The sequence below is a fragment of the Rathayibacter sp. AY1F6 genome, assembly GCF_002932035.1.
In the GTDB taxonomy this organism is placed as follows: Bacteria; Actinomycetota; Actinomycetes; order Actinomycetales; family Microbacteriaceae; genus Rathayibacter.
The window spans coordinates 147,583-173,269 of the sequence record NZ_PSVD01000001.1 but is presented as its reverse complement, the minus strand read 5'-3'; the positions used below and the strand labels follow the sequence as shown (position 1 = coordinate 173,269).

Here is a 25,687-nt window from a genome sequence, read left to right as displayed (position 1 = left end):
GACCCCGGAGGATCGCCGCGATCAGAGTCGGGCGAGCAGCCGCGCGTAGAACTCGATGGCGCGCTCGAACTGGTCGGCCTCGACCGACTCGTCGACCCCGTGGATCCCGAGCTGCTGACGCGGGCTGATCTCGAACGGGATGAAGCGGTAGACGTGGTCGCTGATCGCGTGGAAGTGCCGCGCGTCGCTGCCGCCGGTCTGCACGTACGGAGCGACGACCGCCTCCGAGAACGACTCCTGCACGACCGCGCGGAGCAGGTCGTAGGGTCCGCCGTCGCCGCGCTCGCCGGTGGGCGAGACGGGGGAGGGCTCGTGGGCGACCTTCACCTCGACCTCGACCTCGGGGTCGTCGATCACGGCGCGGATGCGCTCGACCACGCCCGCCACCGTGCCTCCGGGGTTGATCCGCACGTTCGCCGTCGCGCTGGCGCTGGAGGCGAGGACGTTCGCGCCGGTGCTGCCGCGCAGCTCGGTGATCGCGACGGTCGTCCGCAGCATCGCGGCCGAGCGGTTGGAGTGGGCGGCGAGCGCGCCGATGACGGCGTCCGGATGCTCGTGGGGCCGGCTGTACCAGACGGCGTGGGCTGCGTCCGCGTGGTCGGCGGCGGCGCGCACCAGCTCGGCGATCGGCTCGGGGAGGGTGGAGGGGAACGGGTTCTCGGTGAGGCGGTGGATCGCCCGGGCGAGCCGCTGGGTCGCCAGCAGGCCGGGCGGGGGCGGCGGGGCGGACGCGTGGCCGCCGGCGTCGCGGCAGGTCAGCTCGAGGTTCATGATCCCGCGCTCGGTGACCCCGATCACGGCGAGGGGGGTCGTGACTCCGGGCAGGATGCCGCGCCGCACGTTCCCGCCCTCGTCGAGCACCAGGCGGGGCCGCACCCCGCGCGCGCCCAGCAGGGCGACGACCGAGGGGGCGCCGTCGCCCGCCGTCTCCTCGTTGTGGGTGGAGAGCAGGTAGACGTCGTTGCGGGGCCGCTCGCCCCGCAGCACGGCCGCCTCGACCGCTTCGAGGAGGGCGACGAGCGAGCCCTTGTCGTCGAGGGCGCCGCGGCCCACCACGGAGGTGCGCCCGTCGGCTCCGACGACCGTCTCGGCCGCGAAGGGGGCGTGCGACCACTCCGCGGCAGTGACACTGACCACGTCGTAGTGCGCCATCAGGACGGCCGGCTCGCCCGGCTCCTCGCCGCGCCAGCGCCAGAGGAGCGAGTGCCCGGCGACTGTCTCGAAGTCCAGGGCCGCGTGCAGTGCCGGGTAGAGCTCGGCGACGAGCGTGCGGAACGCCTCGAAGCGGCTCCAATCGGTGGCCGTCTCGTCCGAGTGGGACACCGTCTCGACGCGCAGCAGGGCTTGGAAGCGCTCGAGCGCGGTCGTCGTCACCGGGCTAGCCTACGACGGCGGTGCCGGGCTCCCGGCCCCGGCGAGCGGAGGTGCGCGGTGGGACTGCCCGAGGTGTGCGTCGTCTACGTCCTCCGCGAGGGCCCGCGGGGCGCGGAGGTGCTGCTCGGCCGGAAGCGCCGCGGCCTCGGCGAGGGGCGCGTGGTCGCTCCCGGCGGCAGGCTCGAGCCCGGCGAGTCGCCCGTCGCCGCCGCCGTCCGCGAACTGCAGGAGGAGGCCGGGCTCGTCGCCCGAGCGGCCGATCTGGAGCCGCGCGGCGTGCTCGACTACTCCTTCCCGCACCGGCCGGCCTGGAGCCAGCGCTCGCACGTCTTCCTCTGCCGCCGCGTCACCGGCGAGGTCACCGAGTCGAGCGAGCTCGCCGCCGCCTTCGTCCCGGTCGAGGAGGTGCCGTTCGAGCGGATGTGGGATGACGCCCGCCTTTGGCTGCCGGGCGTGCTGCGCGGGGGCGCGCCCGTGCGCCTCCGGGTCGAGTTCGGCGCCGACCTCGCGAGCGTGGCCTCGTGGGGGCCGGCCGACGCTCAGACGAACGTTCCCGCCACCAGCAGCGCCAGCAGCGAGATCACCGAGGCGATCGAGAGCGTCAGCGAGTAGGCGGTGAACGTGCCCCGCACGGTGAGGCCGAGCACGGACTTGAAGAGCCAGAACGCGTTGGCGTTGACCATCCCGAGGAAGAGCGCGCCGGAGCCGGCGGCCAGGGCGATCAGCGCCGGGTTCACGTCGAGCACGGGGATCAGCGGGGCGACGATGCCGACCGCGGTGATCGCGGCCGTCGAGACCGAGCCGATCGCCGCGTGCAGCACGGCCGCGACGACCCAGGTGAGCAGGATCGGCGAGAGGGCCCGCCCGTCGAAGGCGCCGGCGAGCGCGTCGCCGACCCCGGTTCCTCCGACCACGGCGGCGAGGCTGCCGCTGACCCCGGTCAGGACGACGATCGGGCCGCTGCGGGTCAGTGCTCCGCCCAGTGCCGTGGCCACGGCGCCCTTCGGGAGCGTCCGCAGTGCCGTCGCGTAGGCCAGCACCAAGCCGGCCAGCAGCGCGATGTGCGCGTCGCCGAGGAACCGCAGGAGGGGGACGTCGAGCTCGGCCAGCTGGGTGAGCGAGTTCGCGGCGATCAGCACGATGGTGAGGGCGATCGGAGCGACGGCCAGCGCGAGCGGCACCCGCCGCGTCGCGAGCGCCGTGCCTCCCGTGGCCGCGCCCGCCTCGGGCTCGAGAGCGGGCCCCGGGACCGCCCCGCCCTCGAGGTCGCGCTCGTCCCGCCAGCCGCCGCGCTTCACCAGGGCGCTGTACACCAGCACGGTCAGCACGATGGTGACGATGCCCAGCGGGGCGCCGATGGCGACCATCGACGGCAGGGGAGCGCCCGCGATGCCTGCCGTGGCCAGCGCGGCGGCTCCGGGGACGACGAAGACCACGCCCACGATCATCCCGACGATGGAGGAGCCGGCCAGCAGCCCGTAGCCACCGGCACCGAGCCCCCGCGAGGCCAGACGAGTCAGCGGTGCGCTCATCACGACCAGCACGTCGGAGTAGATCGAGGGGAAGGCGACGCCCAGGGTCAGCGCGTAGGCGACCGGGAGCGCGCGCCGACCGAAGCGCTTCACGAGCCAGCGGGCGAGCAGCGGGGCCACGCCCAGCGCCTCCAGGAGCGATCCGAGCAGCAGGCCGAGCGCGATCAGCAGGCCGATGTCGCCGAGGACCGCGCCGAATCCGGACGTCATCGCGGTCACCGTCCCCTCGCCGCCCTGCCCCGAGACGAGGCCGAGCCCGAGGGCCGAGACGAGGAGGGCGATCACCGGCTCGACCTTCAGCACGACGATCAGGACCACGACGGCCACGATCGTGAGCAGGATGAGGAGCACGGGCCAGTAGTCGGTCATGGGCGGTCCTTCTGTCGAGGAGCGGGAGGGCACGGAGACCGGGTCGCCGCGAGCCGTCCAGCCCCGGCCGTGGTGCGCCGCCAGACGGACGATCGCGCGGATCCGCGGAGCCGGGAGAACGCCGCGGAGATGCGGCGCGTCAGCGGAACATACCGATCCCCGACCCTGCTCCCCGACGTCGACGACTTCTTTCGTCATGCAGCATCGCGAACACGCGGGCCGGATGCGCACGGTGCTACTTTCACCGGGCAGACGTCCTCGGGGGGAGGACGCAGCCGCATCTCTCCTCCGTGGTCACCCGCATCCGGACGGCCTCCGCCGTCCGACCCGCCAGGCGCCCTCCGTGGGGCGCCGCCGTCAGCGGGCCACACGACAGCGACGCGATCCGGCCCCGCCCGGACGCGCCCGAGCGCAGCAGGAGCACTACCCATGACGGCACAGATCATCGACGCGACCGATCTCGACGAGCTCCGGCGCGTCGGGCAGGAGCTCCGCGAGGGCGCGACCGTCATCGCGCAGACCGACACGAACTACGGCGTGTTCGCCAGCCCCTTCTCGCGCAGCGCCTGCTTCCGCCTCTACGACATGAAGAAGCGGGACGGCGCGAAGCCGCTCACCCTCTTCGTCTCCGCGCCCCGCGACTGGGCGACCTGGGCCTTCGCCCCGGAGACGGCCGACATGGACGCGCTCGTCGCAGCGTTCTGGCCGGGGCCGCTGAACGTCATCCTGCGCCGCAAGCCCGTCGTCCCGGACTGGGTCACCTCGGGCCAGGACACGGTGTCGGTCGTGCACAACCTCAGCGCCCCGATCAACCTGCTCTCGATATTCGCGGGCCTGCCGCTCGCGGCCACCTCCGCCAACATCAGCGGCACGGTGTCGACCGGACTCGTCGACTTCGACCTCGCCGCGGAGCACCTCGGCGGCGACAGCGACTACCTGATCCGCAGCACCACCGCCCCCGACTCCACGATGAGCAGCACGATCGTCTCCCTCGTGGGCGGCGCGTCGATCGTCCGTCAGGGCGACGTGGGCGCCGACGCACTGCGCGTCGTCGTGCCCTCCCTTGTCTGACCTCGGGCGCGGGGACGCCCCGCGCGGCCGCAGCGCCGCCGGGCTGATCACGGTCTACCGGATCGTCTCGCGCGCCTACTTCCACCTGCCCGTGGTCGCGGTGTTCCTGCTGGCGCGGGGCTACCCGATCCTGGCCGTGGCGCTGCTGCTGGCGCTCTACGGAGTGGTGGCGGCGCTCGCCGACGGCCCGCTCTCGCCGCTCACACGCCGCCTGTCCTCGGCGGGCGCGCTCGTCGTCGGCGAGGGCGTGAAGGCACTGGGCCTCGTCGTGATCGTGCTGGACGCGGATCCGGTCGCCGTCGTGATCAGCCAGCTGCTCGCCGGCTGCGGCTTCTCGCTGACGGCCGGGCGGGACGCCGCGCTGGCCTCCTCGCTGCGCGCCGGAGCCGATGCTCGCCGCCAGGAGACGCGGGTGCAGAGCGGAATGTTCCTCGCCTCCTTCGGCGCGGGAGTGCTCGGGGCCGCCTCGCTCGCGCTCTGGGACCGGCTGCCGTTCCTCCTCAGCGCGCTCGTGTCGTGCGCCGCGCTGGCCGTGGTGCTCCTTGCCCGCCTGCCGCTCGGCGCGAGCGCCGCCTCGGGAGTGGCGGCGCGCGCCGTGCGGCCGGCCGTCCTGCCCGCCGCGGTGCGCTTCTGGTCCCTCTACTACTCCGTGAACCGCGCCGTCCTGCTCGCCGCTTACACCTTCGTGATCCCGCTGCTGCTGTTCCAGGAGCTGCGTCTGACGCTGCCCGCGTTCGGCCTGGTGCTCGGCCTCTACACGCTCGCCGGCCTGGCCGCCGCCCGGCTCTCGCCGCTCATCGCCGGCACGCCCCTGGTCTTCCGGCTGACGGCGCTCACCCAGGTGCTGGGCCTCGCCCTGACCACCCTCGGGGTGCTCGGCGCCGCGATCGCCGGCCTGGCCCTGCTCGGGATCGCGGGCGGCTTCGTGCGGCCCGCGACGATGATCGCCCTGGCGCCGGCGATGAACGGGCTCGAGGACGGCGCCCGGGTCGCGGTGATGCGCGGACTGGAGCGCAACCAGGGGATCCTCCAGGCCGTCCTGCTCGTCGGCGCCGGGATACTCGTCCCCCTCACGGGAGGGACCGCGCCGACCCTCATCGTCCTCGTCGTCCTCGCGGTCCTCGCGCAGACGATCGGGGCCGTCTCGATGCGACGACAGGAGAGGAGGGCCGTCAACGCGGAAGCGGAGTGACAGAGGAAGTCCGGGACGAGCCCGCCGGCGGCGTCCCTCATCCACGTGCAAGGAGTGAAGCAATGCAGCCCATCTACACGTTCTCCGATTCCGACAGATCGACCCTCCAGCAGTCGCTGCTGGCGGTCGCCATCGACCCCTACAAGGACTACGACCGCTTCCGCGACGCGATCGCCGCGCTGATCGACAGCGGCGACGTCCCGCAGGGCTTCGTCGACGCGCTCGCCCGCATCCGGCGCGAGCGCGACGAGAAGATCACCTACGCGCACCTGATCTCGAACAACCCGGTCGACGACGAGATCCCCTGGCTCGACCAGGACGACGCGCTCGAGGACAAGTACCGCAAGAAGCTGACGTTCGTCGGCGAGGGCCTGCTCGAGCTGCAGTCGCAGTACCTCGGCTCGCCGCTGCTCGCGTACGCCACCCGCAACAACGGCGACTTCTTCCAGGACGTCTACGCCGACAACCGCTTCTCGAACACCCAGACGCAGAAGACCGACGGCGAGCTGTACTGGCACAACGAGCGGACCGCGCACCCGGTGCGCGCCGACTTCATCTCGCTCCTGGGACTGCGCACGCCCGAGACCGACCTCGTCTACACGAAGTACGTCGACGGCCGCGAGATCCTGCGCTTCATCTCACCCGAGAACCAGGCGCTCCTGCGCGAGGCGGTCTACATCACCCCGTTCGACGAGCTCTCGCGCGCCCAGAACAAGAACCAGATCGTGTCGGACCAGCACGCTCTGCTCGAGAACGAGCACAGCTTCCGCTACTACGACACCCGGACGGTGCCGGCCGACCCGGACGACCTGCCGCACCTGTGGGCGCTCTGGCAGTTCCGCGATGCGCTCTCGAAGGTCAGCGAGCAGTACCACCGGATCCGCGACGCGGACCTGCTGATCATCGCGAACCAGGACGGCCTGCACAGCCGTCAGCTCGTCGACGTCCAGGACCGCGACAAGACCCGCTTCCGCTGGCTGCTGAAGACGTACTCGTTCCGCGACGCGGCGACCGCGGACCGCCACTCCGACTACTGGCTCGACGGCGTCCGCGGCCGAGTCACCGACTGAGAGAGAAGGAGAACGACATGACCGATCTGACCAGGAGCACGCCCCCGCACCCGCTCGACTTCCTGCCCGCGACGGCGCCCCTGGAGGTGTCCAGCGACGACGTGACCGACGGCGAGCGGCTCGCCGAGGCCCAGGGGAGCGGCGACACCAGCCCGTCCCTGCGCTGGAGCGCCGGCCCCGAGGGCACGCAGTCGTACGCCGTGACCGTGTTCGACCCCGATGCGCCGACCCTCGGCGGCATCCACCACTGGGTCCTGGTCGACATCCCGAAGGAGGTCACCGAGCTGGCCGCCGGCTCGACGGAAGTGGGGCGCCCGGCGCTCAACGACCTCGGGTCGCTCGCCTACGCCGGTGCGGCCCCGCCGCCCGGTGACCGCCCGCACCGCTACCTCTTCACGGTGCACGCGCTCGGAGTGCCGACGCTGCCGGTCGACGAGTCGACTCCGGCCTCGCTGGTCGGCTTCCATCTGACCGTCAACACGCTCGCGCGAGGCTCGCTCACGGCCCTCGCCTGAGCCGTCCCGTCGGCGCGCCCGTCCGCGGCATCACCGCCGCGGACGACGGGAGGCGATCCGCTAGGCTTCCGCTCGGCCGGGGCCCCGCCCATGGCGTCTCTGGACACCACGAAAGGGAAAGAATGACCAGCACGACGGTGATCGAATGGCGTGAGCAGGCTCCTGCGGAAGCGGTGGACGCGCTCTACGCCCCCGGTGGACTGGTCGTCTGCGCGACCAAGGTCGGCTACATCCTGATGACGACCGACGGAGCGGGCCTCGAGCGCAAGTTCTCGGCCAAGCAGCGCAACCGCAACAAGCCGGGCGTCGTGCTCTGCTCCAGCATCGAGCAGCTCACCGAGCTCGCCGAGCTCAACGAGGAGGTCCTCGCCTTCTACCAGAAGCACTGGGACCAGGACGTCCTGCTCGGCTGCATCCTCCCGTGGAAGGCCGAGGCCGTCGACCTGATCGACGAGGACGCCCGCGAGCTGGTCCGCGACGGACGGGGCACCAGCTGCTTCGTCATCCGCTTCGGCCGCCCGGCCGAGCAGCTGGTCGCCACCATGTGGGAGCGCGACCGCACCCTCACCTTCGCCAGCTCGGCCAACCCCTCGGGCGTGGGCAACCGCGGCCGCGTCGCGAACATCGGCGAGCGGATCGAGAACGAGGCCGACGTCATCGTCTCGGCCGACTCCTACGTCTCCTCGATCCAGCCGGACAAGGACGAGGACTCCCGCCACGAGCAGGGCGTCATGGTCTCGATGGTGGACGCCTCGGGCGCCCTCATCCCGGTGCAGGGCGGCGAGCGCTCGATCACCCCGGGTCCCGTGCTCATCCGCCGCGGGCTCGACTACGAGCGCATCATGCTGAACCTCGCCGAGCAGTTCAACTCCTGGGACTACCGCCAGGGCGAGTACTACTGATCCGCTAGCGGATCGCGACGACGGCCGGGCCGGGGCTCGCCCCCGACCCGGCCGTCGTCGTCCCCGGCGTCAGAGCTCGAGCACGTCGCCGGGCTCGAGCGCGTGGTACTCCCCGCCCCCCTCGCGCACGGCCCAGCCGAGCCTGTCGTGGCCGAGCGCGCGTCCCGCCTCCGAGAGGACCTGCTCGTGGGTCGCGAAGGCGTGCCGCGGCGCGATCTCGAGCACGTAGTCCATCGCCTCGGCGATCTTCATCCACGGCGCGCCCGACGGGGCCGCGAGGACCTCGACGTCGACGCCCTCGGGGACGGTGAAGGAGTCGCCGGCGTAGTAGACGCGGCCGCTGACGAGGACGCCCACGTTGTCGATGACGGGGATGCTCCGGTGGATCACCGCGTGACGGGAGCCGAAGAAGCGCAGCTCGAACGGGCCCACCGTCACGACATCGCCGTCGGCGACCGTCTCGACGTCGAAGCCCTCGGCGGCGGCGGCGACCCCGGCCGGGCCGAGGATCCGCAGCGACGGGGCCGCGTCGCGCAGGCGCTGCAGCTGCTCCGGGGTCCAGTGGTCGGCGTGCTCGTGGGTGAGCACCACGGCGACGGTGTCGGTCGTCCCCTCGACGGGCCGGGTGAAGGACCCCGGATCGATCACCAGCCGGGCGCCGTCCTCCTCGATCAGGACGGCGGCGTGCTCGAGTTTCGTCAGTCTCATGCCCCGAGCCAACCGCCTCGGCGGGCGGCGGGCAAGGCCGGGGCCGAGCGGAGACCGGATGGGCCGGGCGCTCGATTTGCGTCGATGCGGATCCGTGTGCAACACTCTTCGAGTTGCAAAAACGCGGCCCCATCGTTTAGCGGCCTAGGACGTCGCCCTCTCACGGCGGTAACGCGGGTTCAAATCCCGCTGGGGTCACCACGGCAACACGAGAAGAACCCCCGGTCTGACCGGGGGTTCTTCTCGTTTAACAACCGGGTGCTCGCCACGCGGCACCCGCTCGACGCATCGCGCCGATCGCCTCGTTCCCGCTCCGCCTCCCCGGGGCCGCATCCCGCCGGATCGGCGCTAGGATCGCATCCGCGAAGGGGAGTATCCCGCCTTTCCGCTCCCGTCAGTACGCACCGCCCCTGCGCGGCGCCGGGGCGGGACGGGTGACGCGGACCGGCACGGCCGTCCGCTCCCCGGGGAGAGACTTTCGGCCCCTCATCCACTCGGAAGGCCCCCATGCTCGATCTGCCCGTCTGGTTCGTGATCGGCTCGTTCGTCGTCCTGAGCCTGATCCTCGCCGCCGACCTGCTGCTGGTCTACAAGCGCCCGCACGTGCCGAGCCTGAAGGAGTCGGGGCTGTGGGTCGGCTTCTACGTGTCGCTGGCGCTCGTGTTCGCGCTGCTGATGCTGATCCTCGGCGGCGGCGAGCTGGCCGGCCAGTTCGTCGCAGGCTGGCTGACCGAGTACAGCCTCTCGGTCGACAACCTGTTCGTCTTCGTCATCATCATGGGCCGCTTCGCGGTGCCGGCGAAGCTCCAGCAGGAGGTGCTGATGGTGGGCATCATCATCGCGCTGGTCTTCCGCGGCGTCTTCATCCTGCTCGGCGCGCAGCTCATCGAGAGCTTCAGCTGGATCTTCTACCTCTTCGGCGCGTTCCTGGTCTACACGGCCTGGAACCAGGCGTTCGGCGCGGAGGACGAGGACGAGGGCACCGACAACCTGCTCATCCGGCTCCTGCGCCGCCGCGTCAAGATCTCGGACTCGTTCGACGGCTCCAGGATCCGCACCACGATCGACGGCACGCGCCACTTCACCCCGATGCTGATCGTCTTCCTCGCGATCGGCTCGACCGACCTGCTCTTCGCGCTCGACTCGATCCCGGCGATCTTCGGCATCACCGAGAGCCCCTTCATCGTGTTCACCGCGAACGTCTTCGCGCTGATGGGGCTCCGCCAGCTCTACTTCCTGCTCGGCGGGCTGATCGACAAGCTCGAGTACCTCAAGTACGGGATCGCGTTCATCCTCGCCTTCATCGGCGTGAAGCTCGTCCTGCACGCCCTGCACGAGAACGACCTGCCCTTCCTCAACGGGGGCGAGCCGGTGCCGGTGTGGGACATCGACACGATCACCTCGCTCGTGGTCATCGTGCTGAGCATGACCGTGGCGACGCTGGCGAGCCTGGCGAAGATGCGCCGCGAGCACCGCCACATCCAGCTGCACGACGGGCACCCCGAGGTCGTCGCGGACGACGCCCGGTCCTCCGCCGAGGAGAAGTGATCCCGCGATGACGACGACCACGGTCGACCTGCCCCAGGGGGCGCTGCGGCTCGCCGTCAGCAGCAGCACCGACGTCGGCGCCGTCCGCCGCGTCAACGAGGACGCCCTCCTCGCCGACGAGCTGCTCCTGGCAGTCGCGGACGGGATGGGCGGGCACGCACGAGGGGACCTCGCGAGCGCAGCCGCCGTCGAGGCGCTGCGCGAGAACCGGCCGACGAGCCTGGGTCCGGTGGACGCGGTGTTCGACCTGGTGGAGGGCGCCAACACGGCCGTGCGCGCGCTCGACGTGGGCGGTGCGCTCTGCGGCACGACGCTGACCGGGCTGATGCTCGTGCTCCCCGAGCCCGCGGGCCCGGCCCGCTGGGCGCTGTTCAACGTCGGGGACTCCCGCGTCTACCGCTGGGACGGTGCCGAACTCCAGCAGCTGACGGTGGACCACTCCGCCGTGCAGGAGCTCGTCTCGGCCGGCCTGCTCACCCCCGAGTCGGCGGAGTCGCATCCCGACCGCAACATCGTCACCCGCGCCCTCGGCGCCGACGAGGAGGTCGAGACGGACGTCTGGACGCTGCCCGTCGTGCCGCGCGCCAGCTACCTGCTCTGCTCCGACGGGCTGACGAAGGAGCTCTCCGACCAGCGGATCGCCGCCCTGTTCGCCCGCCGCGACTCCGGCGACCCTGCCGACCTCGCTCAGGCGCTCGTGCGTGCGGCGGTCGAGGCCGGCGGACGGGACAACGTCACCGTCGTCGTCGTCGACGCCGTGCTCGACGCCCGCGCCTGAGCCGGGCGACTCCGTGCCGCGCCCGCCCGGGAGGCGGGGGAGCGCGGTGCTATTCTCGGTCCATGCTGAGTGGCCCGCACCTCCTTCCGTGCCGCGACGAGACCTCGAACTGACGGCCTCCCTCGTCGCGGTGCCTCGCCCGGCCGAGCAGCGACTCCAGGAGGAGAAGGAACCGTCATGATCGAGACCACACCCGGCACAGCCGCGCCCGCGTCGAGTGGAGCAGGGACCGGCAGGAGAGCCGAGAAGCCGCGCACCCTCGCCGAGAAGGTCTGGGACGACCACGTCGTCGTCGCGGGCGAGAACGGCGCTCCCGACCTGCTGTACATCGACCTGCACCTGCTGCACGAGGTGACCAGCCCGCAGCCGTTCGACGGCCTGCGTGCCGCGGGGCGCCCGCTGCGCCGGCCGGACCTCACCATCGCCACCGAGGACCACAACACGCCGACCCTCGAGATCGGACGCCCCATCGAGGATCCGATCAGCCGCACCCAGATCGACGCGCTGCGCCGCAACGCCGGCGAGTTCGGCGTCCGCCTGCACTCCCTGGGCGACGTCGAGCAGGGCATCGTGCATGTCGTCGGCCCCCAGTTGGGCCTGACGATGCCCGGCGTCACGGTGGTCTGCGGCGACTCGCACACCTCCACGCACGGCGCGTTCGGCGCGATCGCCTTCGGCATCGGCACGAGCGAGGTCGAGCACGTGATGGCGACGCAGACGCTGCCGCTGCAACCCTTCAAGACGATGGCGATAACGGTCGAGGGCACGCTGAAGGAGGGGGTGACGGCCAAGGACATCATCCTCGCGGTCATCGCGCGCATCGGCACCGGCGGCGGCCAGGGCTACATCCTCGAGTACCGCGGCTCCGCGATCCGCGCGCTCTCGATGGAGGGCCGGATGACGATCTGCAACATGTCGATCGAGGCGGGTGCGCGGGCCGGCATGGTCGCGCCGGACGAGACGACCTTCGCCTACCTGCACGGCCGCCCGCACGCTCCGGCGGGCGAGGACTGGGACGCCGCGGTCGCCTACTGGCGGACGCTGCCGAGCGACGAGGGCGCCGTGTTCGACGCCGAGGTCGTGATCGACGCCGACGCGCTCGAGCCGTTCGTCACCTGGGGCACGAACCCCGGCCAGGGCGTCTCGCTCTCGCAGGCGGTACCGGACCCTGACGTTCTCGACGATCCGAACGAGCGCGCCAGCGCTCTGCGAGCGCTGGAGTACATGGCGCTGGAGCCCGGCACGCCGATGAAGGAGATCCCGGTCGACGTGGTCTTCATGGGCTCCTGCACCAACTCGCGGATCGAGGACCTGCGGGCCTTCGCTGCCGTCGTCGAGGGGCGCACCAAGGCCCCCGGCGTCCGCGTGATGGTCGTCCCCGGCTCCGCCCGGGTGCGGCTCGAGGCCGAGGCCGAGGGGATCGACCGGATCGTCACCGCGTTCGGCGCGGAGTGGCGCTTCGCCGGCTGCTCGATGTGCCTCGGGATGAACACCGACCAGCTCGTCCTGGGGGAGCGCGTGGCCTCCACGTCCAACCGCAACTTCGAGGGTCGTCAGGGCAAGGGGGCGAAGACCCACCTCGTCTCGCCCCTCGTCGCCGCGGCCACGGCCGTGCGCGGCACCCTCTCCAGTCCCTCCGATCTGGAGCCGGTCCGCGAGAGAGCAGGAGTCTGACCGTGCAGAAGTTCGAGACCGTCACGGCCCTCGCCGCGCCACTGAAGCGCGCCAACGTCGACACCGACCAGATCCTCCCCGGCATCTACCTCCGCCGCATCACGAAGACCGGCTTCGAGGACGCGCTCTTCCACGGCTGGCGGCAGGACGCGGACTTCGTCCTCAACCAGGAGCGCTACCGCGGCGCCGGCATCCTCGTCGCCGGCCCCGACTTCGCCATCGGCTCCAGCCGCGAGCACGCCGTCTGGGCGCTGCGCGACTTCGGCTTCCGGGTCGTCATCTCCCCCCGCTTCGGCGACATCTTCCGGGGCAACGCCGGCAAGCAGGGACTGCTCGCGGCCGTCGTCTCGGAGCCCGACGTCGAGCGGCTGTGGGAGATCATCGAGGGCACCCCGGGAATAGAACCGACGGTGGATCTGGTTGCGCGTACGGTCACCGCCGGTGGCGAGACCTTCGACTTCGAGATCGACGACTACACTCGATGGCGCCTGATCGAGGGCCTGGACGACATCGGCCTGACCCTGCGCGACGAAGCGCTCATTTCCGAATTCGAGACCCGCCGCGAGAGCTGGCGGCCCAAGACATTGCCGGTGAAATAGCGTGAACACACTTCTTCAGGACGCCAAGGCCCTGCAGGACGCCAAGGCGTCGGGAGCACGGGTGGGAATGACGACCGAGCGGATCACCATCAACGGCGGGCGACCGCTGGTGGGCCGGATCGAGCTCAAGGGGGCCAAGAACCTGGTCACCAAGGCGATGGTCGCGGCGCTGCTCGGCGAGACCGCCTCCACCCTCCGCGACGTGCCCGACATCAGCGACGTCCGCGTCGTGAAGGGCCTGCTCGAAGTCCACGGCGTCAAGGTGAAGCAGGGCGCCGAGGTGGGCGAGCTGATCCTCGACCCCTCCAACGTCGAGTCCGCGCACTTCGCCGACATCGACGCGCACGCCGGCTCCAGCCGCATCCCGATCCTCTTCTGCGGCCCGCTGCTGCACCGCCTGGGCGAGGCGTTCATCCCCGACCTCGGCGGCTGCCGCATCGGCGACCGCCCGATCGACTACCACCTCGAGGTGCTGCGCAACTTCGGCGCCGTCGTCGAGAAGCTGCCCTCGGGCATCCGGATGTCGGCACCCGAGGGCCTGCACGGCGCCAAGGTGTCGCTGCCCTACCCGAGCGTCGGAGCGACCGAGCAGGTCCTCCTGACCGCGGTGCGCGCCTCCGGCATCACCGAGCTCTCGGGCGCGGCGATCGAGCCCGAGATCATGGACCTGATCAACATCCTGCAGAAGATGGGCGCCATCATCTCGGTCGACACCGACCGCGTGATCCGCATCGAGGGCGTGGACCGGCTCACCGGCTACTCCCACCGCGCGCTCTTCGACCGCAACGAGGCGGCCTCCTGGGCGGCCGCGGCCCTCGCGACCGACGGCGACATCTTCGTCGGCGGCGCCCGCCAGCAGGAGATGACCACCTTCCTCAACGTCTTCCGCAAGGTCGGCGGCGCGTTCGAGATCGCCGAGGACGGCATCCGCTTCTACCACCCGGGCGGCGAGCTCAAGCCGGTCATCATCGAGACCGACGTGCACCCCGGCTTCATGACCGACTGGCAGCAGCCGCTGGTCGTGGCGCTCACGAAGGCCAAGGGCGTCTCGATCGTGCACGAGACCGTCTACGAGCAGCGCTTCGGCTTCGTCGACGCGCTCGTCGAGATGGGCGCGACCATCCAGATCCACCGCGAGTGCCTCGGCGGGCAGGCCTGCCGCTTCGGGCAGCGCAACTTCATGCACTCGGCCGTGATCTCGGGACCCTCGAAGCTGCACGGCGCCGACATCGTCGTGCCGGATCTGCGCGGCGGCTTCTCGCACCTGATCGCGGCGCTCTCGGCCGAGGGCACCTCGACGGTCTCGAACGTCGGCATCATCAGCCGCGGCTACGAGAACTTCCTCACCAAGCTCGAGCTGCTGGGCGCCGACTTCTCGCTCGACGCGTAGCCGCCCACCGGGACCCCGGTGCCGCTGAGGACGACCGTCCTCAGCGGCCCGGGGTCCTGTCGCGCCCGGGCGCGCCCCACGCGGGCAGTTCCGCGTCCTCCTCCAGGCGTCCCCGGATCCGCTTCTCGAGGAGCGCGAGCGTCGTCTCCGGCGCGGGCCGGAGGCTCAGCGGTCCGGGCGACTCGACCAGGACCAGCGTGAGGCGTCCGCGCCGCGTGCCGGCCAGGACGACCTCGAGGGCCTCGCGCGGACGCAGGCCCACCAGCACCCACCGGCGCTCCAGCCGCGCGATCCGCGCCCAGGGCACGACGACGCCCCAGTCGCCGAAGGAGACGGTCAGTCCCCGGCGGCGCGGCACGACCACCGCGTAGGGCCGCAGCGTCGGCAGCGGGAACCGCGGCTCGACACGACGGAGGCCCGCTCCGAGCCGGCCGCGTCCGAGGACCGCGACGCCGCCGGTCGCCTCCGCCTCGACGTGGGCGAGCGGTGCCACCGCCACGCGCCAGAGGGCGTCGACCCCACCGATCACGAGGGCGACGGCCGCCGAGCCGCCGACGAGGACCGCGAGCGTCAGCAGGAGGCCGTCGCCGAGCGCGGCCGCGTCGCGTCCGGCCTGCGTGGCGAGCAGCACGACTCCCCACACGAGCAGGAGCACCAGGCCGGACTGCGCGATCGGCGAGTCGGCGAGGCGGCCGAGCGCTCGGCCGACGGCGTCCCACGGCGACGGGCGGCGACGCGGACGGGGCGTGCCGGTACCGTACCCGGCGGCCGGGCCGCTCCTCCCACCGCGGGGCCCCGCTGCTCCCGGGCGTGGGGACGCGGCCCCTCCGATGCGGGATGCGAGGATGGGCGGGTGTCTGAGCGAAGCCGTCCGTCCATCTTCTGGTTCCTCGCGGCGGCGGTGATCCCCGTGATGACCGCCTCGGTCGACCTGCGGATCCGGAACGGCGACAAGATCCCGAGCACCGGAGCCTTCGTGTTCGCGCCGAACCACTACAGCGAGATCGACCCGATCATCACGGGCTGGACCCTGTGGCGCGCCGGCCGCGCACCGCGCTTCCTCGCCAAGGCCTCGCTGTTCTCGGTGCCCGTGCTCGGCTCGATCCTGCGCGGCTCCGGGCAGATCCCCGTCGAGCGCTCGGGCTCGGTCCGCGGCAGCGAGCCGCTGAAGACCGCCAAGGCTCTCGTGGACGAGGGCCGCTCGGTCATCATCTACCCCGAGGGCACCCTCACCCGCGACCCCGAGCTCTGGCCGATGCGCGGCAAGACGGGAGCGGTGCGGATGGCGCTGCAGTACGGCCTGCCTGTCGTCCCGGTCGCGCACTGGGGTGCGCAGCAGCTGATGGGCCGCTACTCCAAGCGGATCACCCTCTTCCGCCGCAAGCGCGTCGACGTGATCGTCGGCGACCCCGTCGACCTGTCCGCCTTCCGCGGACGCAGCCTCGACTCCGCCACACTCAACGAGGCCTCCGCGGTCGTGATGGCGGCGATCACCGCCCTGCTCGAGGAGCTGCGCGGCGAGGCGGCGCCCGAGAAGCGCTGGAACCCCTCCGAGCACAACCAGAAGGGCACGGGTCGCTTTGAGTCCGAGCAGTAGGAAGGCGCCCATCCCCGTGCCCCGCCGCGTCGCCGTCCTCGGCGCCGGCAGCTGGGGCACCACGTTCGCGAAGATCCTCGCCGACGGCGGCTCCGACGTCGTGATGTGGGCGCGCCGCGCCGAGCTGGCCCGCGAGATCACCGAGGCCAAGCGCAACAGCGACTACCTCCCCGGCATCAACCTCCCGCGCAACATCCGGGCCACGCCGCGCATCGAGGAGGCGCTGGAGGGCGCGGACCACGTCTACCTCTCCATCCCGTCGCAGTCGCTGCGGAGCAACCTCGAGGCGATCACGCCGTTCCTCACCGAGCGCACGGTGCTGGTGAGCCTGATGAAGGGCGTCGAGAAGGGCACCGGCCAGCGGATGAGCGAGGTGATCGCGCAGATGCTGCCGGTCTCTCTCGACCGGATCGCCGTCGCCTCCGGGCCCAACCTCGCCCTCGAGATCGCCAAGGAGCAGCCGACCGCGGCGGTCATCGCCTCCGAGAGCCTCGTCACCGCGCAGGAGGTGGCTCTCGCGGCGACCAACCGCTACTTCCGCTCCTACGTCAACACCGACGTGATCGGCACCGAGTTCGGCGGCGTGCTGAAGAACCTCATCGCCGTGGCGATCGGCATCGTCGACGGCGTCGGCTACGGCGAGAACACGAAGGCATCGATCATCACGCGCGGTCTCGCCGAGATGACCGACTTCGCGGTCGCGTACGGCGGACAGGCCGAGACGATGGCCGGACTCGCTGGGCTCGGCGACCTCATCGCGACGTCGAGCTCGTCCCTCTCGCGCAACAACACGGCCGGGCGCCTGCTCGGCCAGGGCTACAGCTTCACCGACGTGGTGAAGTCGATGCAGCAGACGGCGGAGGGGCTCGCCTCCGTCGCGCCGGTCCTCGAGCTGGCGCGCGCCAGGGGAGTCGACATGCCCATCGTCGAGCAGGTGTCGCAGGTGCTCGCCGGTACGCTCGATCCGAAGGACATCGCGCCGCACCTGACCACGGATTCGGACGAGCCACAGGGTGAGAGGAACCTCGATGACCAGCAAGCTCCGCGTGGCCGTTCTGTTCGGGGGGCGCTCCAGCGAGCACTCGATCAGCTGCGCAACGGCGGCCGGGGTGCTGCGGGCGATCGACCGTGACCGCTTCGAGGTGATCACCGTCGGGATCACCTCCGACGGCGCCTTCGTGCTCGAGGAGGACCGTCCTGAGAAGTTCGCTCTCGATGCCGCGTCGCTGCCCCGCGTCGAGGACGACGGCTCCCGTGTGCGCTGGCCGGAGTCGGCCCTCTCGCGTGAGCTCACCGTGACGACCGAGGACGGCGCGACGCGCTCGCTCGGCGAGGTCGACGTGGTGCTGCCGATCCTGCACGGCCCGTGGGGCGAGGACGGCACCGTCCAGGGGATGCTCGAGCTCGTCGGGCTGCCCTACGTCGGCTCGGGCGTGCTCGCGTCGGCGCTCGGCATGGACAAGCACTTCACCAAGACGGTGCTGCGGGCCGCGGGCCTCGCGGTGGCGCCCTGGTACCTCGTGACCGAGGCGGAGTGGCGCGCCGACCCGGGCGACGCCTCCTCGGCCCTCGACGAGCTGGGCCTGCCCGCGTTCGTGAAGCCGGCGCGGGCCGGCTCGAGCGTGGGCGTCAGCCGGATCGACGAGCGCGAGCAGCTCGAGGCCGCGCTGGAGGAGGCGTTCGCGCACGACTCGCGGGTGCTGATCGAGTCGGGCATCGTCGGCCGCGAGGTAGAGATCGGCGTGCTCGGCGGCCGCCGCGGTGCTCCGGCCCGCGCCTCCGTCGCCGGCGAGGTGGTCGTCACCGGCCGCGGCTTCTACGACTTCGAGGCGAAGTACCTCGGGGCGTCCGGCATCGAGCTGGTCTGCCCGGCCGATCTCACCGACGGCGAGCTCTCCGAGATGCGGTCCCTCGCGATCCGCGCCTTCGACGCGATCGGAGCCGAGGGCCTCGCCCGGGTCGACTTCTTCCTCACCGTCGACGGCTTCGTCGTCAACGAGATCAACACCATGCCCGGCTTCACGCCGGTCTCGATGTTCCCGCGCATGTGGGGCGCGAGCGGCGTGGACTACCCGGACCTGATCAGCGAGCTGCTCGACTCGGCGCTCGACCGCGTCCCGGTCGCCGCCCGATGACGTCGGCGCTCGCGCTCCGCGTCGAGGCGGGCGCGGCCGCGGCGCCCTTCGAGCAGATCCGTGAGCAGATCACCGCTCTGATCGCCGCGGGCGAGCTGCCGGTCGGCACGCGGCTGCCGCCGGTGCGCGCGCTGGCCGAGACGCTGGGCGTCGCCGCGGGGACGGTCGCCCGCTCCTACCGGGAGCTGGAGTCGGCGGGCCTGGTCGAGACGCGCGGCCGTGCGGGCACGGTCGTCGCGGGAGGCGTGGACGCGCTGGAGCGCGAGCTGCAGGCCGCGGCCGCCGTGTTCGCGTCCCGCGCGCGCGAGCTGGGGGCGACCTCCGATGGTGCGCTCACCGCAGCGAGTCGAGCCCTCGGCGTCTGACGCTGAAGCTCAGCCGGTGGGCGTGTCCGTCGGATCGAGGGTGTCGGCGTCCGAGACGTCGGTGCACTCGCGCGTCTGCGGGACGTAGGAGACGGCGTTCGCCAGGTCGAGCGCGGCGGAGGATCCGGACGCGCGGCTCTGGTCGACGGTGATCTCCACCGCGGGATCGCGACCGTAGGTGGTCAGCGTGTAGATGTCCTCGTCCTTCTGCGTCTCGTCGATGATCCAGTCGACTCCGCTGACGTTCACGCAGAGGTCCGTCGTCGGGCCGGGCACCTCGACTCCGCAGTGGAGGATGACGGCGGCCGGGGTGCCCCAGGCGGCGGTGCCCTGAGCGTTCGTCTCGCGCTCGGGCTGCTCCGCGACCACGTCGGGCAGGCGCACCGAGACCTCCGCGCAGCCGGTGCTCGTCGCATCGGCGGCGGGCTCGAGGGCGACGCTGGCCGAGCAGCCCGAGAGCAGCAGGACGGCGGCGGCGGCGAGAAGGGGGGAGCGGAGTCGGCGGGGGGACATCGCCGTCAACGCTAGCGTGTGAACCATGGCAGAGGATCGGAGTCCCACCCTGGCCGAGCTCAGCGAGGGCGAGGTGCTCGCGAGGGTGCTGGCCCGGCTCGGCGGCCCGGGCGCGGAGACCCTGGTCGGGCCCGGCGACGACTGCGCGGTGCTGCGCGCTCCCGACGGCCGCTTCGTGGTGACCACGGACATGATGGTGCACGGCCCCGACTTCCGGCTGGCCTGGTCGCGCCCGGCGGACCTGGGCTGGAAGGCGGCGGCCTCGAACCTCGCCGACGTCGCGGCGATGGGGGCCCGTCCCACCGGGCTCGTCGTCGCGCTCGCGGCACCCCAGTCGCTGGGCGTCGACGTGCTGGAGGGGATCGCGGGCGGCCTCGCCGCCGGCTGCGCCGCGATGGCGCCGGGATGCGGAGTCGTCGGGGGAGACCTGTCCGCCTCCGCGACGCTGACGCTCTCGATCACGGCGTTCGGCTCGCTCGACGGACGACCGCCGGTGCTCCGCAGCGGTGCGAGGCCGGGGGACGTGCTCGCCGTGGCCGGTCCGCTGGGACGAGCGGGGCTCGGGCTGCGCCTGCTGTTCGAGCAGGCGCGGCGGGACGGGGAGCCGTCGGCCGACCTCGCCGCCCGGCTCCGCGAGCGGCATCCGTCCCTCCTTGAGGCGCAGCTGCGCCCGACCGCGCCGATCTCCGCGGGCGAGGCCGCGGGCGGGACCGCCACCGCGATGATGGACGTCTCGGACGGCGTGGTGCTCGACGCCCGTCGGATGGCGCGTGCGAGCGGAGTGGCGATCGACCTCGATGCCGCGGCGGTCGACGTGCACGCGCGCGGGCTCACGGGCGTGGAGGGCGTGGACCTCGACCTGGCGAGGGCGTTGGTGCTGGGAGGCGGCGAGGACCACGCGATGCTCGCGTGCTTCCCGCCCGCCGCGGCGCTGCCGGAGGGCTTCGTCCCGCTCGGGGTCGTCCGCGAGGGGGACCCGGAGGTGCGCCTGGGCGGGGTCGCGCTCGAGGGGCGCGGGGGCTGGGACCCGTACCTCGGCTGGGACGGCGCGGCGGGCTGAGGCCGGTCAGCCGGCCGCGGAGGAAGCGGGCGAGACGGGCGACGCCGGTGAAGCCCACCAGATCGTGGTCTCGCCGTAGTCCTTCCTCCGCTCCCGCTCCAGACCCGCGGGCCAGCGCGGCTCCGGGCTGCGGGAGCTCCGCTCCACGACGACCACCGCGTCCTCGCGCAGCAGCGGCAGCACGCCGGCGAGATCGGCGGCGAGGTCGTCCTCGCCGAGGTCGTAGGGCGGGTCGAGGAACACCGTGTCCGTGTTGAGGGCCGGGGACCCGTCGAGGAAGGAGCGGACCGAGCCGGTCACCACCTCGATCCGCGGGGCGGGCCGCTTGTTCTTGGCAGCCGCGGTCACGATCGCCCGTGCGTTCTCGCCCGCGGTCCGGGCGGCCTTCGGGTCGCGCTCGACCAGGACGACCGCGCTCGCTCCGCGGCTGGCCGACTCGAGCCCGAGGGCGCCGGAGCCCGCGTAGAGGTCGACCACCGTCGCGCCGTCGAGGGCGTCCCGGGCCTCGAGGGCCGAGAAGACGGCCTCGCGCACGCGGTCGCTGGTGGGGCGGGTGCCCGCGCGCGGGACCCGGAGGGTGAGCGAGCCGGCGAATCCGGCGATGATCCTGGTCACCGGATCGAGCATAGGGCGGCACCCCTGCCCACGGCGTCCGGCGGCCGCCGCGCGCTCCCGCCTGGCGGCACACTGCGAACTCTCGGAACCTGGACCCTTTTCCCGTCAGGACTGCGAGAATCCCTAGCTATGACGTCGCTCGAAGACACCCGCTCCGCTGTCGGCCGCCGAGCGGCTCCCGAGACGCCCCTGACCCGCGAGGAGTTCACGGCGCACTGCGGCGCCGTCCTCGGGAACCTCACCCGCGTGATCGACGGCAAGTCGGCCGAGGTCTCGATGGCGCTGACGGTGTTCCTCGCCGGTGGGCACCTCCTGATGGAGGACGTCCCCGGCACCGGCAAGACGGTCCTGGCGAAGTCGCTGGCGGCCTCGGTCGGCGGCAGCGTCGCGCGCATCCAGTTCACGCCCGACCTGCTCCCCTCCGACGTCACGGGGGTCTCGGTCTACAACCAGGCGACCCGCGACTTCGAGTTCAAGCCGGGCCCGGTCTTCGCGAACATCCTGATCGGCGACGAGATCAACCGGGCCTCGCCCAAGACGCAGTCGGCGCTGCTGGAGTGCATGGAGGAGCGCCAGGTCTCGGTCGACGGCACCACCCACCTCCTCCCGCGCCCCTTCGCCGTGATCGCGACGCAGAACCCGGTCGAGATGGAGGGCACCTACTCGCTGCCCGAGGCCCAGCGCGACCGCTTCATGGCCCGCCTCTCGCTCGGCTACCCCGATGAGCGCGCCGAGCTCGAGATGATCCGCACCCGCGACTCGGCCAGCCCGCTCGAGGAGCTGCGGCCCGTCGTGGGCCTCGCCGAGCTCGAGCGGATGATGGCCTACGTGCGCTCCGTGTACGTCGCACCACCCGTGCAGGAGTACGTGGTGGCGATCATGCAGGCCACGCGGGTCGACCCCGAGCTGCGGCTCGGGGGGAGCCCGCGCGCCACGCTCCAGCTGATCGCCGCCGCGAAGGCTCTCGCCGCCCTCAGCGACCGCGACTTCGTGGTGCCGGACGACGTCGACGCGCTCGCCGTCCCCGTGCTCGGCCACCGCCTCCTGCCCGCCACGCGCCTCCCCGGCCGCTCCGGCGCCGGATCCTCGCACTCGGTCACCGAGATCGTGCAGCGCATCGTCGCGGCCACCCCCGTCCCCTTCGGCAACCGTGGCGACTGAGGCCCGCGCCGCCGAGACGCCGTCGTCCCGTCTCGGCGGTCTGCCCGCGCTCCGCGGGGTCGCGCTGACGCTGCGCGGCTGGGCGCTCGTTCTGCTGGGCGTCGCGGGAGTGGTGATCGCGCCGCTGTCGGAGTTCCGCGAGCTGCTGTTCGTCGGCCTGGTGCTGCTGGGCCTGCCCCTGGGCGCGCTCGTCTCCCTGCTCCTGGCGCCGGCGTCGTTCCGAGTGCAGCGCCGCTTCGCTCCCCAGACCGTCGCGGCCGGCGACGTGGTGGAGGTCGACGTGCTGCTCGAGAACCGCGGCCGCGCCGTCCGCAGCGGGGCGCGCGCCCACGACCGGCTCGAGCGCGTGGAGCGCGGGGTCGTCGTCGGCCGGCCGGTCGCCGAGGGCGTCTTCGGGCTGCCGGGCGTCCCGTCGGGCGGCCGCGTGCGCGCCCGCTACCGTCTGCCCGCCGAGCGGCGCGGGATCCACCGCATCGGCCCGCTGCGCCTGGTGCGCGGCGACGGCCTCGGGCTCGCGCTCCGCGAGAGCGTCGTGGGGGCTGCGCAGCCGTTCGTCGTGACTCCGCGGGTCGTGCCGCTCCAGAGCGACGTCCTGGACGCGCACGGAGCAGGCGGATCGAGCCCGGTCGCGCACGCGACGGCCGGCGCCGGCACGGACGACGTGATCCCGCGCGACTACCGCCCGGGGGACGCCATGCGCCGGGTGCATTGGCGGGCGAGCGCCCGCTCCGGTGAGCTCATGGTCCGCCAGGACGAGCAGAACACCGATCCGCACGCGTGGATCCTCCTCGAGACCCGGGCCGAGCGCGTGCTCGAGCGGCGCGGCGACGACCGGCTCGAGTGGGCGGTGTCGATGACGGCCTCCCTCGCCGTGCACCTGCTCGACCGCGGCTTCGAGACCCACCTCGTCGAGACGGGTGCGGACGGCGAGCCGGAGCACTCGGAGGACGAGCGCGAGGTGGCGCACGACGTGCTGCTGCGCCTGGCCGAGCTGGCGCCCTCGCGCGAGTCGGTCGACGCGGTGACCCGGATCTCGGCCGACATGCGCGACACCGGGGGAGTGCGACCGGTCTTCGCCGTCCTCACCCGACTCCTCGAGTCGGACCTCGACGCCCTCGGCTCCCTGGCCGCGCAGTCGCGCCCCGCGATCGCCTTCGTCGTCGCCGGCACCGCTGAGGAGGAGGCGGCTCTCGCCTCGCTCGGCTGGTACGCGGTGTCCGTCGACCCGAGTGCCTCCGTCGAGGAGGCGTGGGCGCAGGCTCTCGCTCTGCGGGTGGTGGCGTGAGCCGCCGCGTCGAGAGCGATCCGCGCGCCGGGTCGGCTCCTCTGAGCGGTCTGCTCTTCCTCGCGATCACGGCCGCCGCCGCCGGGATCGGGCGGCTCCTCGTCGGCGTCGACTGGCTGGTGCTCCTCGCGAGCGCGGTCGCCGTGGTGCTCGGCGTCCCGGCCGCCGCCCGGGCTCTGCGCGTGCACCCCGTCGTCCCGCCGATCCTCGGCACGCTGACGATGGTCGGCGTGCTGACCGCGATGTTCGTGCCCGGTCGGGCCCTGCTGTTCGTGATCCCCACGCCCGGCGCCGTCGCGCAGGCGGAGGCGCTCGCGCAGGGCGGCTTCCAGTCCATCGCCCAGCAGGGGCTCCCGGCCATCGCCGACGACGGCATCTCGTTCCTCCTGATCGGCGGGGTGGTCGTGCTCGCCTGGGCGGCCGACCTGTTCGCCTTCTCCGTCCGCCTCCCCGCCCTGGCCGGTCTGTTCCCTGCGGCGCTGCTCGCGGTGCCGGCGATCGTGGACCCCTCCGAGGTGTCCTGGGCGAGCCTCGTCGTCACTGCGCTCGCCTACGCGGGCGTGCTCGCCGCCACGGCCGCCCCTCGCCGCCCGAGCGGCCCGAGCGCGGCCGCGGCCGTGCTGCCCGCCTTCGCGGCCGTGACCGTCGTCGTCCTGGGCGCGGGAGTCGTCGCCGGGTCGGCGGCAGGCTACGCGCGCACCACCGCCCCCTCGGGCGTCTCCGGCAGCCTCTTCAACGGCGCGATCGACCCGGTGGTCGCTCTCGGCGCGGACCTGCGCCGCCCGAACCCCGTGACCGTGCTGCGCTACGCCACCGACTCCGACCTGCCCGTCTACCTCCGCGTGCTGACCGTCTCGGACTTCGACGGTGACGACTGGGCGCCGAGCGAGACGGAGCAGACCGCTCCGATCGAGGCGCCGATCGCGCCCGAGGGGCTCTCCGAGAGCGTGCCGCGCGAGGCGGAGGAGGTCGACGTCTCGGTGGAGACGCTGCGGAGCCAGTGGCTCCCCGTGCCGTATCCGGTCTCGTCGCTGACGGGCGTCGGCGACGGCTGGCTCCAGGACGTGCAGGACGGCTCGATCCGCGGCGACGCGACGACCCGCTCCGGAGACGACTACCAGGTGCAGGCGCTGCGGCTCGAGCCCGACCCGCAGCAGCTGCTCGCCGCGCCCGCGCCGTCCGGCGTCGACCGGTACCTCTCGCTCCCCGACGACGTGCCCGAGATCGTCCGCACCACCGCCGAGGAGGTCACGGCGGAGGCTCCGACCGCCTACGACCGGGCGCGCGCGCTGCAGACGTACTTCCGCTCGTCCGAGTTCCGCTACTCCGAGGACACCCCCGCGGAGGAGGGCTACGACGGCGACGGAGTCGGCGTGCTCTCGGCGTTCCTGACGACGAAGGAGGGCTACTGCGTCCACTTCGCCTCGGCGATGGCGGTGATGGCGCGCGAGCTCGGGATCCCGTCGCGGCTCGCCATCGGCTACCAGCCCGGCTCCGTCGTGCCCTCCGGCGGCAGCGACCTGACCACCTACCGCGTCCTCTCCTCCGACCTGCACGCCTGGCCCGAGCTGTACTTCGAGGGAGTCGGCTGGCTGCCCTTCGAGCCGACGCCCAGCCGCGGCGCTCCGGCCTCCTACACCCTGCCGAGCGCGACGGCGTCCTCGGGCCCCACCGCCCCGGGCTCGACCGCGACCACCGCGCCCGGTGCGACCAGCGCTCCCGCCGCGACACCCACTCCGACGGCCGCGTCGGCGACGCCGACCCCCGGTGCCGTCGGCGCCTCGAGCACCACGGCGGCTCCCGCGGCCACGCTCTGGGTGCTGCTCCTGCTGCTCGTGCTCGTCCCCTGGCTGATGCGCGCCGTCCAGCGCGCGCTGCGGCGCCGGTCCGCGCGCTCCGGCTCCGTCGAGGCCGCGTGGGCCGAGCTGCTGGCGACCGCCCGCGACCTGGGCGTCCCCGTGGAGGACACGGAGTCTCCGCGCGCGCAGGAGGCCCGCATGGCTCCCGCCCTCGACCCCGGAGCGGCGGCACGTCTGCAGGGGCTCCGGGAGCGCGTCGAGCGCCGGCGCTACTCGCCGTCCGCGAGCGAGTCGGAGGCGTGGGACGACGCGACCGCCGTGGCCGCCGCGCTCCGCGGCTCCGCGGGTGCCGGTCGTCGGGTGCTCGCGTCGGTCGTGCCGCGCTCGGCGCTGGACCCGGTCGCCCGGCTCGCGCGCCCGAGGTCCGACCTATGA

General features: G+C 72.8%; 25 protein-coding genes and 1 tRNA gene. 20 read left to right on the top strand and 6 right to left on the bottom strand.

The window, feature by feature from the left end:
• Positions 1–21: 21 nt before the first annotated feature.
• On the bottom strand, positions 22–1,374 hold the full coding sequence (locus C5C44_RS00820; protein ID WP_181132645.1) for a M20/M25/M40 family metallo-hydrolase: 1,353 nt from the start codon (positions 1,372–1,374) through the stop codon (positions 22–24).
• Between the two features lie 57 nt (positions 1,375–1,431).
• On the opposite strand from C5C44_RS00820, the gene C5C44_RS16840 reads away from it, so the two are divergent.
• Positions 1,432–1,986: an 8-oxo-dGTP diphosphatase gene (locus C5C44_RS16840; protein WP_181132643.1), complete on the top strand. Its 555-nt coding sequence runs from the start codon at positions 1,432–1,434 to the stop codon at positions 1,984–1,986.
• On the opposite strand, the gene C5C44_RS00810 is transcribed toward C5C44_RS16840, so the two are convergent.
• A complete protein-coding gene (locus tag C5C44_RS00810) occupies positions 1,914–3,275 on the bottom strand; it encodes a GntP family permease (protein ID WP_181028702.1) in 1,362 nt (453 codons plus the stop codon). The genes C5C44_RS16840 and C5C44_RS00810 overlap by 73 nt on opposite strands.
• A 429-nt stretch (positions 3,276–3,704) precedes the next feature.
• Between C5C44_RS00810 and C5C44_RS00805 the strand changes: the two genes are divergently transcribed.
• From C5C44_RS00805 to C5C44_RS00785, 5 genes are all read left to right on the top strand, one after another.
• Entirely contained in the window at positions 3,705–4,346 is a 642-nt protein-coding gene (locus C5C44_RS00805; RefSeq protein ID WP_104225616.1) for an L-threonylcarbamoyladenylate synthase, read from the top strand.
• Complete coding sequence (locus tag C5C44_RS00800; protein WP_104223081.1) at positions 4,339–5,538, top strand: hypothetical protein; 1,200 nt, start codon at positions 4,339–4,341, stop codon at positions 5,536–5,538. Before C5C44_RS00805 ends, C5C44_RS00800 begins: the two co-directional genes overlap by 8 nt.
• A 62-nt stretch (positions 5,539–5,600) precedes the next feature.
• Positions 5,601–6,608 carry a TauD/TfdA family dioxygenase gene (locus tag C5C44_RS00795; protein WP_104223082.1) on the top strand — a complete coding sequence of 336 codons (1,008 nt, stop codon included), beginning with the start codon at positions 5,601–5,603 and terminating at the stop codon, positions 6,606–6,608.
• Between the two features lie 17 nt (positions 6,609–6,625).
• Positions 6,626–7,123 (top strand): YbhB/YbcL family Raf kinase inhibitor-like protein, encoded by a 498-nt coding sequence (locus tag C5C44_RS00790; protein ID WP_104223083.1) that lies wholly within the window; start codon positions 6,626–6,628, stop codon positions 7,121–7,123.
• 122 nt (positions 7,124–7,245) lie between these two features.
• Complete coding sequence (locus C5C44_RS00785) at positions 7,246–8,025, top strand: L-threonylcarbamoyladenylate synthase (RefSeq protein WP_104223084.1); 780 nt, start codon at positions 7,246–7,248, stop codon at positions 8,023–8,025.
• A gap of 69 nt (positions 8,026–8,094) precedes the next feature.
• Here C5C44_RS00785 and C5C44_RS00780 read toward each other — a convergent pair whose 3' ends face one another.
• Complete coding sequence (locus tag C5C44_RS00780) at positions 8,095–8,733, bottom strand: MBL fold metallo-hydrolase (RefSeq protein ID WP_104335084.1); 639 nt, start codon at positions 8,731–8,733, stop codon at positions 8,095–8,097.
• A gap of 125 nt (positions 8,734–8,858) precedes the next feature.
• On the opposite strand from C5C44_RS00780, the gene C5C44_RS00775 reads away from it, so the two are divergent.
• From C5C44_RS00775 to murA, 6 genes are all read left to right on the top strand, one after another.
• Positions 8,859–8,934 (top strand) — tRNA-Glu (locus C5C44_RS00775).
• Positions 8,935–9,240: 306 nt separating this feature from the next.
• Complete coding sequence (locus C5C44_RS00770) at positions 9,241–10,281, top strand: TerC family protein (RefSeq protein WP_104223086.1); 1,041 nt, start codon at positions 9,241–9,243, stop codon at positions 10,279–10,281.
• A gap of 7 nt (positions 10,282–10,288) precedes the next feature.
• The gene (locus C5C44_RS00765) at positions 10,289–11,059 is read left to right on the top strand and encodes a PP2C family serine/threonine-protein phosphatase (protein WP_104223087.1); all 771 of its coding nucleotides are present in this window, start codon (positions 10,289–10,291) and stop codon (positions 11,057–11,059) included.
• Positions 11,060–11,236: 177 nt separating this feature from the next.
• Positions 11,237–12,733 (top strand): 3-isopropylmalate dehydratase large subunit, encoded by a 1,497-nt coding sequence (leuC, locus tag C5C44_RS00760; RefSeq protein ID WP_104223088.1) that lies wholly within the window; start codon positions 11,237–11,239, stop codon positions 12,731–12,733.
• A 2-nt stretch (positions 12,734–12,735) separates the two neighbouring features.
• Entirely contained in the window at positions 12,736–13,332 is a 597-nt protein-coding gene (gene leuD, locus C5C44_RS00755; RefSeq protein WP_104324183.1) for a 3-isopropylmalate dehydratase small subunit, read from the top strand.
• A gap of 67 nt (positions 13,333–13,399) precedes the next feature.
• Positions 13,400–14,722 (top strand): UDP-N-acetylglucosamine 1-carboxyvinyltransferase, encoded by a 1,323-nt coding sequence (gene murA / locus C5C44_RS00750; protein WP_181067970.1) that lies wholly within the window; start codon positions 13,400–13,402, stop codon positions 14,720–14,722.
• Positions 14,723–14,762: 40 nt separating this feature from the next.
• On the opposite strand, the gene C5C44_RS00745 is transcribed toward murA, so the two are convergent.
• Positions 14,763–15,377, bottom strand: coding sequence for a hypothetical protein (locus tag C5C44_RS00745; protein ID WP_104324182.1), 615 nt, complete (start codon positions 15,375–15,377; stop codon positions 14,763–14,765).
• 198 nt (positions 15,378–15,575) lie between these two features.
• Between C5C44_RS00745 and C5C44_RS00740 the strand changes: the two genes are divergently transcribed.
• From C5C44_RS00740 to C5C44_RS00725, 4 genes are read left to right on the top strand one after another with little or no spacing between them, the layout of a single operon-like run.
• A complete protein-coding gene (locus C5C44_RS00740) occupies positions 15,576–16,319 on the top strand; it encodes a 1-acyl-sn-glycerol-3-phosphate acyltransferase (protein WP_244229445.1) in 744 nt (247 codons plus the stop codon).
• 16 nt (positions 16,320–16,335) lie between these two features.
• The gene (locus tag C5C44_RS00735) at positions 16,336–17,451 is read left to right on the top strand and encodes an NAD(P)H-dependent glycerol-3-phosphate dehydrogenase (protein ID WP_181132641.1); all 1,116 of its coding nucleotides are present in this window, start codon (positions 16,336–16,338) and stop codon (positions 17,449–17,451) included.
• Complete coding sequence (locus C5C44_RS00730) at positions 17,348–18,454, top strand: D-alanine--D-alanine ligase family protein (protein ID WP_104335082.1); 1,107 nt, start codon at positions 17,348–17,350, stop codon at positions 18,452–18,454. The genes C5C44_RS00735 and C5C44_RS00730 overlap by 104 nt, the downstream gene beginning before the upstream one ends.
• Positions 18,451–18,819, top strand: a complete 369-nt coding sequence (locus C5C44_RS00725; RefSeq protein ID WP_104223095.1) for a GntR family transcriptional regulator — start codon at positions 18,451–18,453, stop codon at positions 18,817–18,819. The genes C5C44_RS00730 and C5C44_RS00725 overlap by 4 nt, the downstream gene beginning before the upstream one ends.
• Positions 18,820–18,828: 9 nt before the next feature.
• Here C5C44_RS00725 and C5C44_RS00720 read toward each other — a convergent pair whose 3' ends face one another.
• Positions 18,829–19,332, bottom strand: a complete 504-nt coding sequence (locus C5C44_RS00720) for a DUF3515 family protein (protein ID WP_104223096.1) — start codon at positions 19,330–19,332, stop codon at positions 18,829–18,831.
• A gap of 25 nt (positions 19,333–19,357) precedes the next feature.
• Between C5C44_RS00720 and thiL the strand changes: the two genes are divergently transcribed.
• Positions 19,358–20,392: a thiamine-phosphate kinase gene (thiL, locus tag C5C44_RS00715; RefSeq protein WP_104225623.1), complete on the top strand. Its 1,035-nt coding sequence runs from the start codon at positions 19,358–19,360 to the stop codon at positions 20,390–20,392.
• Positions 20,393–20,398: 6 nt separating this feature from the next.
• Here thiL and C5C44_RS00710 read toward each other — a convergent pair whose 3' ends face one another.
• A complete protein-coding gene (locus C5C44_RS00710) occupies positions 20,399–21,007 on the bottom strand; it encodes an RsmD family RNA methyltransferase (RefSeq protein WP_104223136.1) in 609 nt (202 codons plus the stop codon).
• 129 nt (positions 21,008–21,136) lie between these two features.
• Between C5C44_RS00710 and C5C44_RS00705 the strand changes: the two genes are divergently transcribed.
• The 3 genes from C5C44_RS00705 to C5C44_RS00695 are packed head-to-tail and all read left to right on the top strand — an operon-like array spanning position 21,137 to position 25,687.
• Complete coding sequence (locus tag C5C44_RS00705; RefSeq protein WP_104225624.1) at positions 21,137–22,168, top strand: MoxR family ATPase; 1,032 nt, start codon at positions 21,137–21,139, stop codon at positions 22,166–22,168.
• Positions 22,158–23,453, top strand: coding sequence for a DUF58 domain-containing protein (locus C5C44_RS00700; protein WP_104267002.1), 1,296 nt, complete (start codon positions 22,158–22,160; stop codon positions 23,451–23,453). The genes C5C44_RS00705 and C5C44_RS00700 overlap by 11 nt, the downstream gene beginning before the upstream one ends.
• Entirely contained in the window at positions 23,450–25,687 is a 2,238-nt protein-coding gene (locus tag C5C44_RS00695; RefSeq protein ID WP_104246549.1) for a DUF3488 and transglutaminase-like domain-containing protein, read from the top strand. The genes C5C44_RS00700 and C5C44_RS00695 overlap by 4 nt, the downstream gene beginning before the upstream one ends.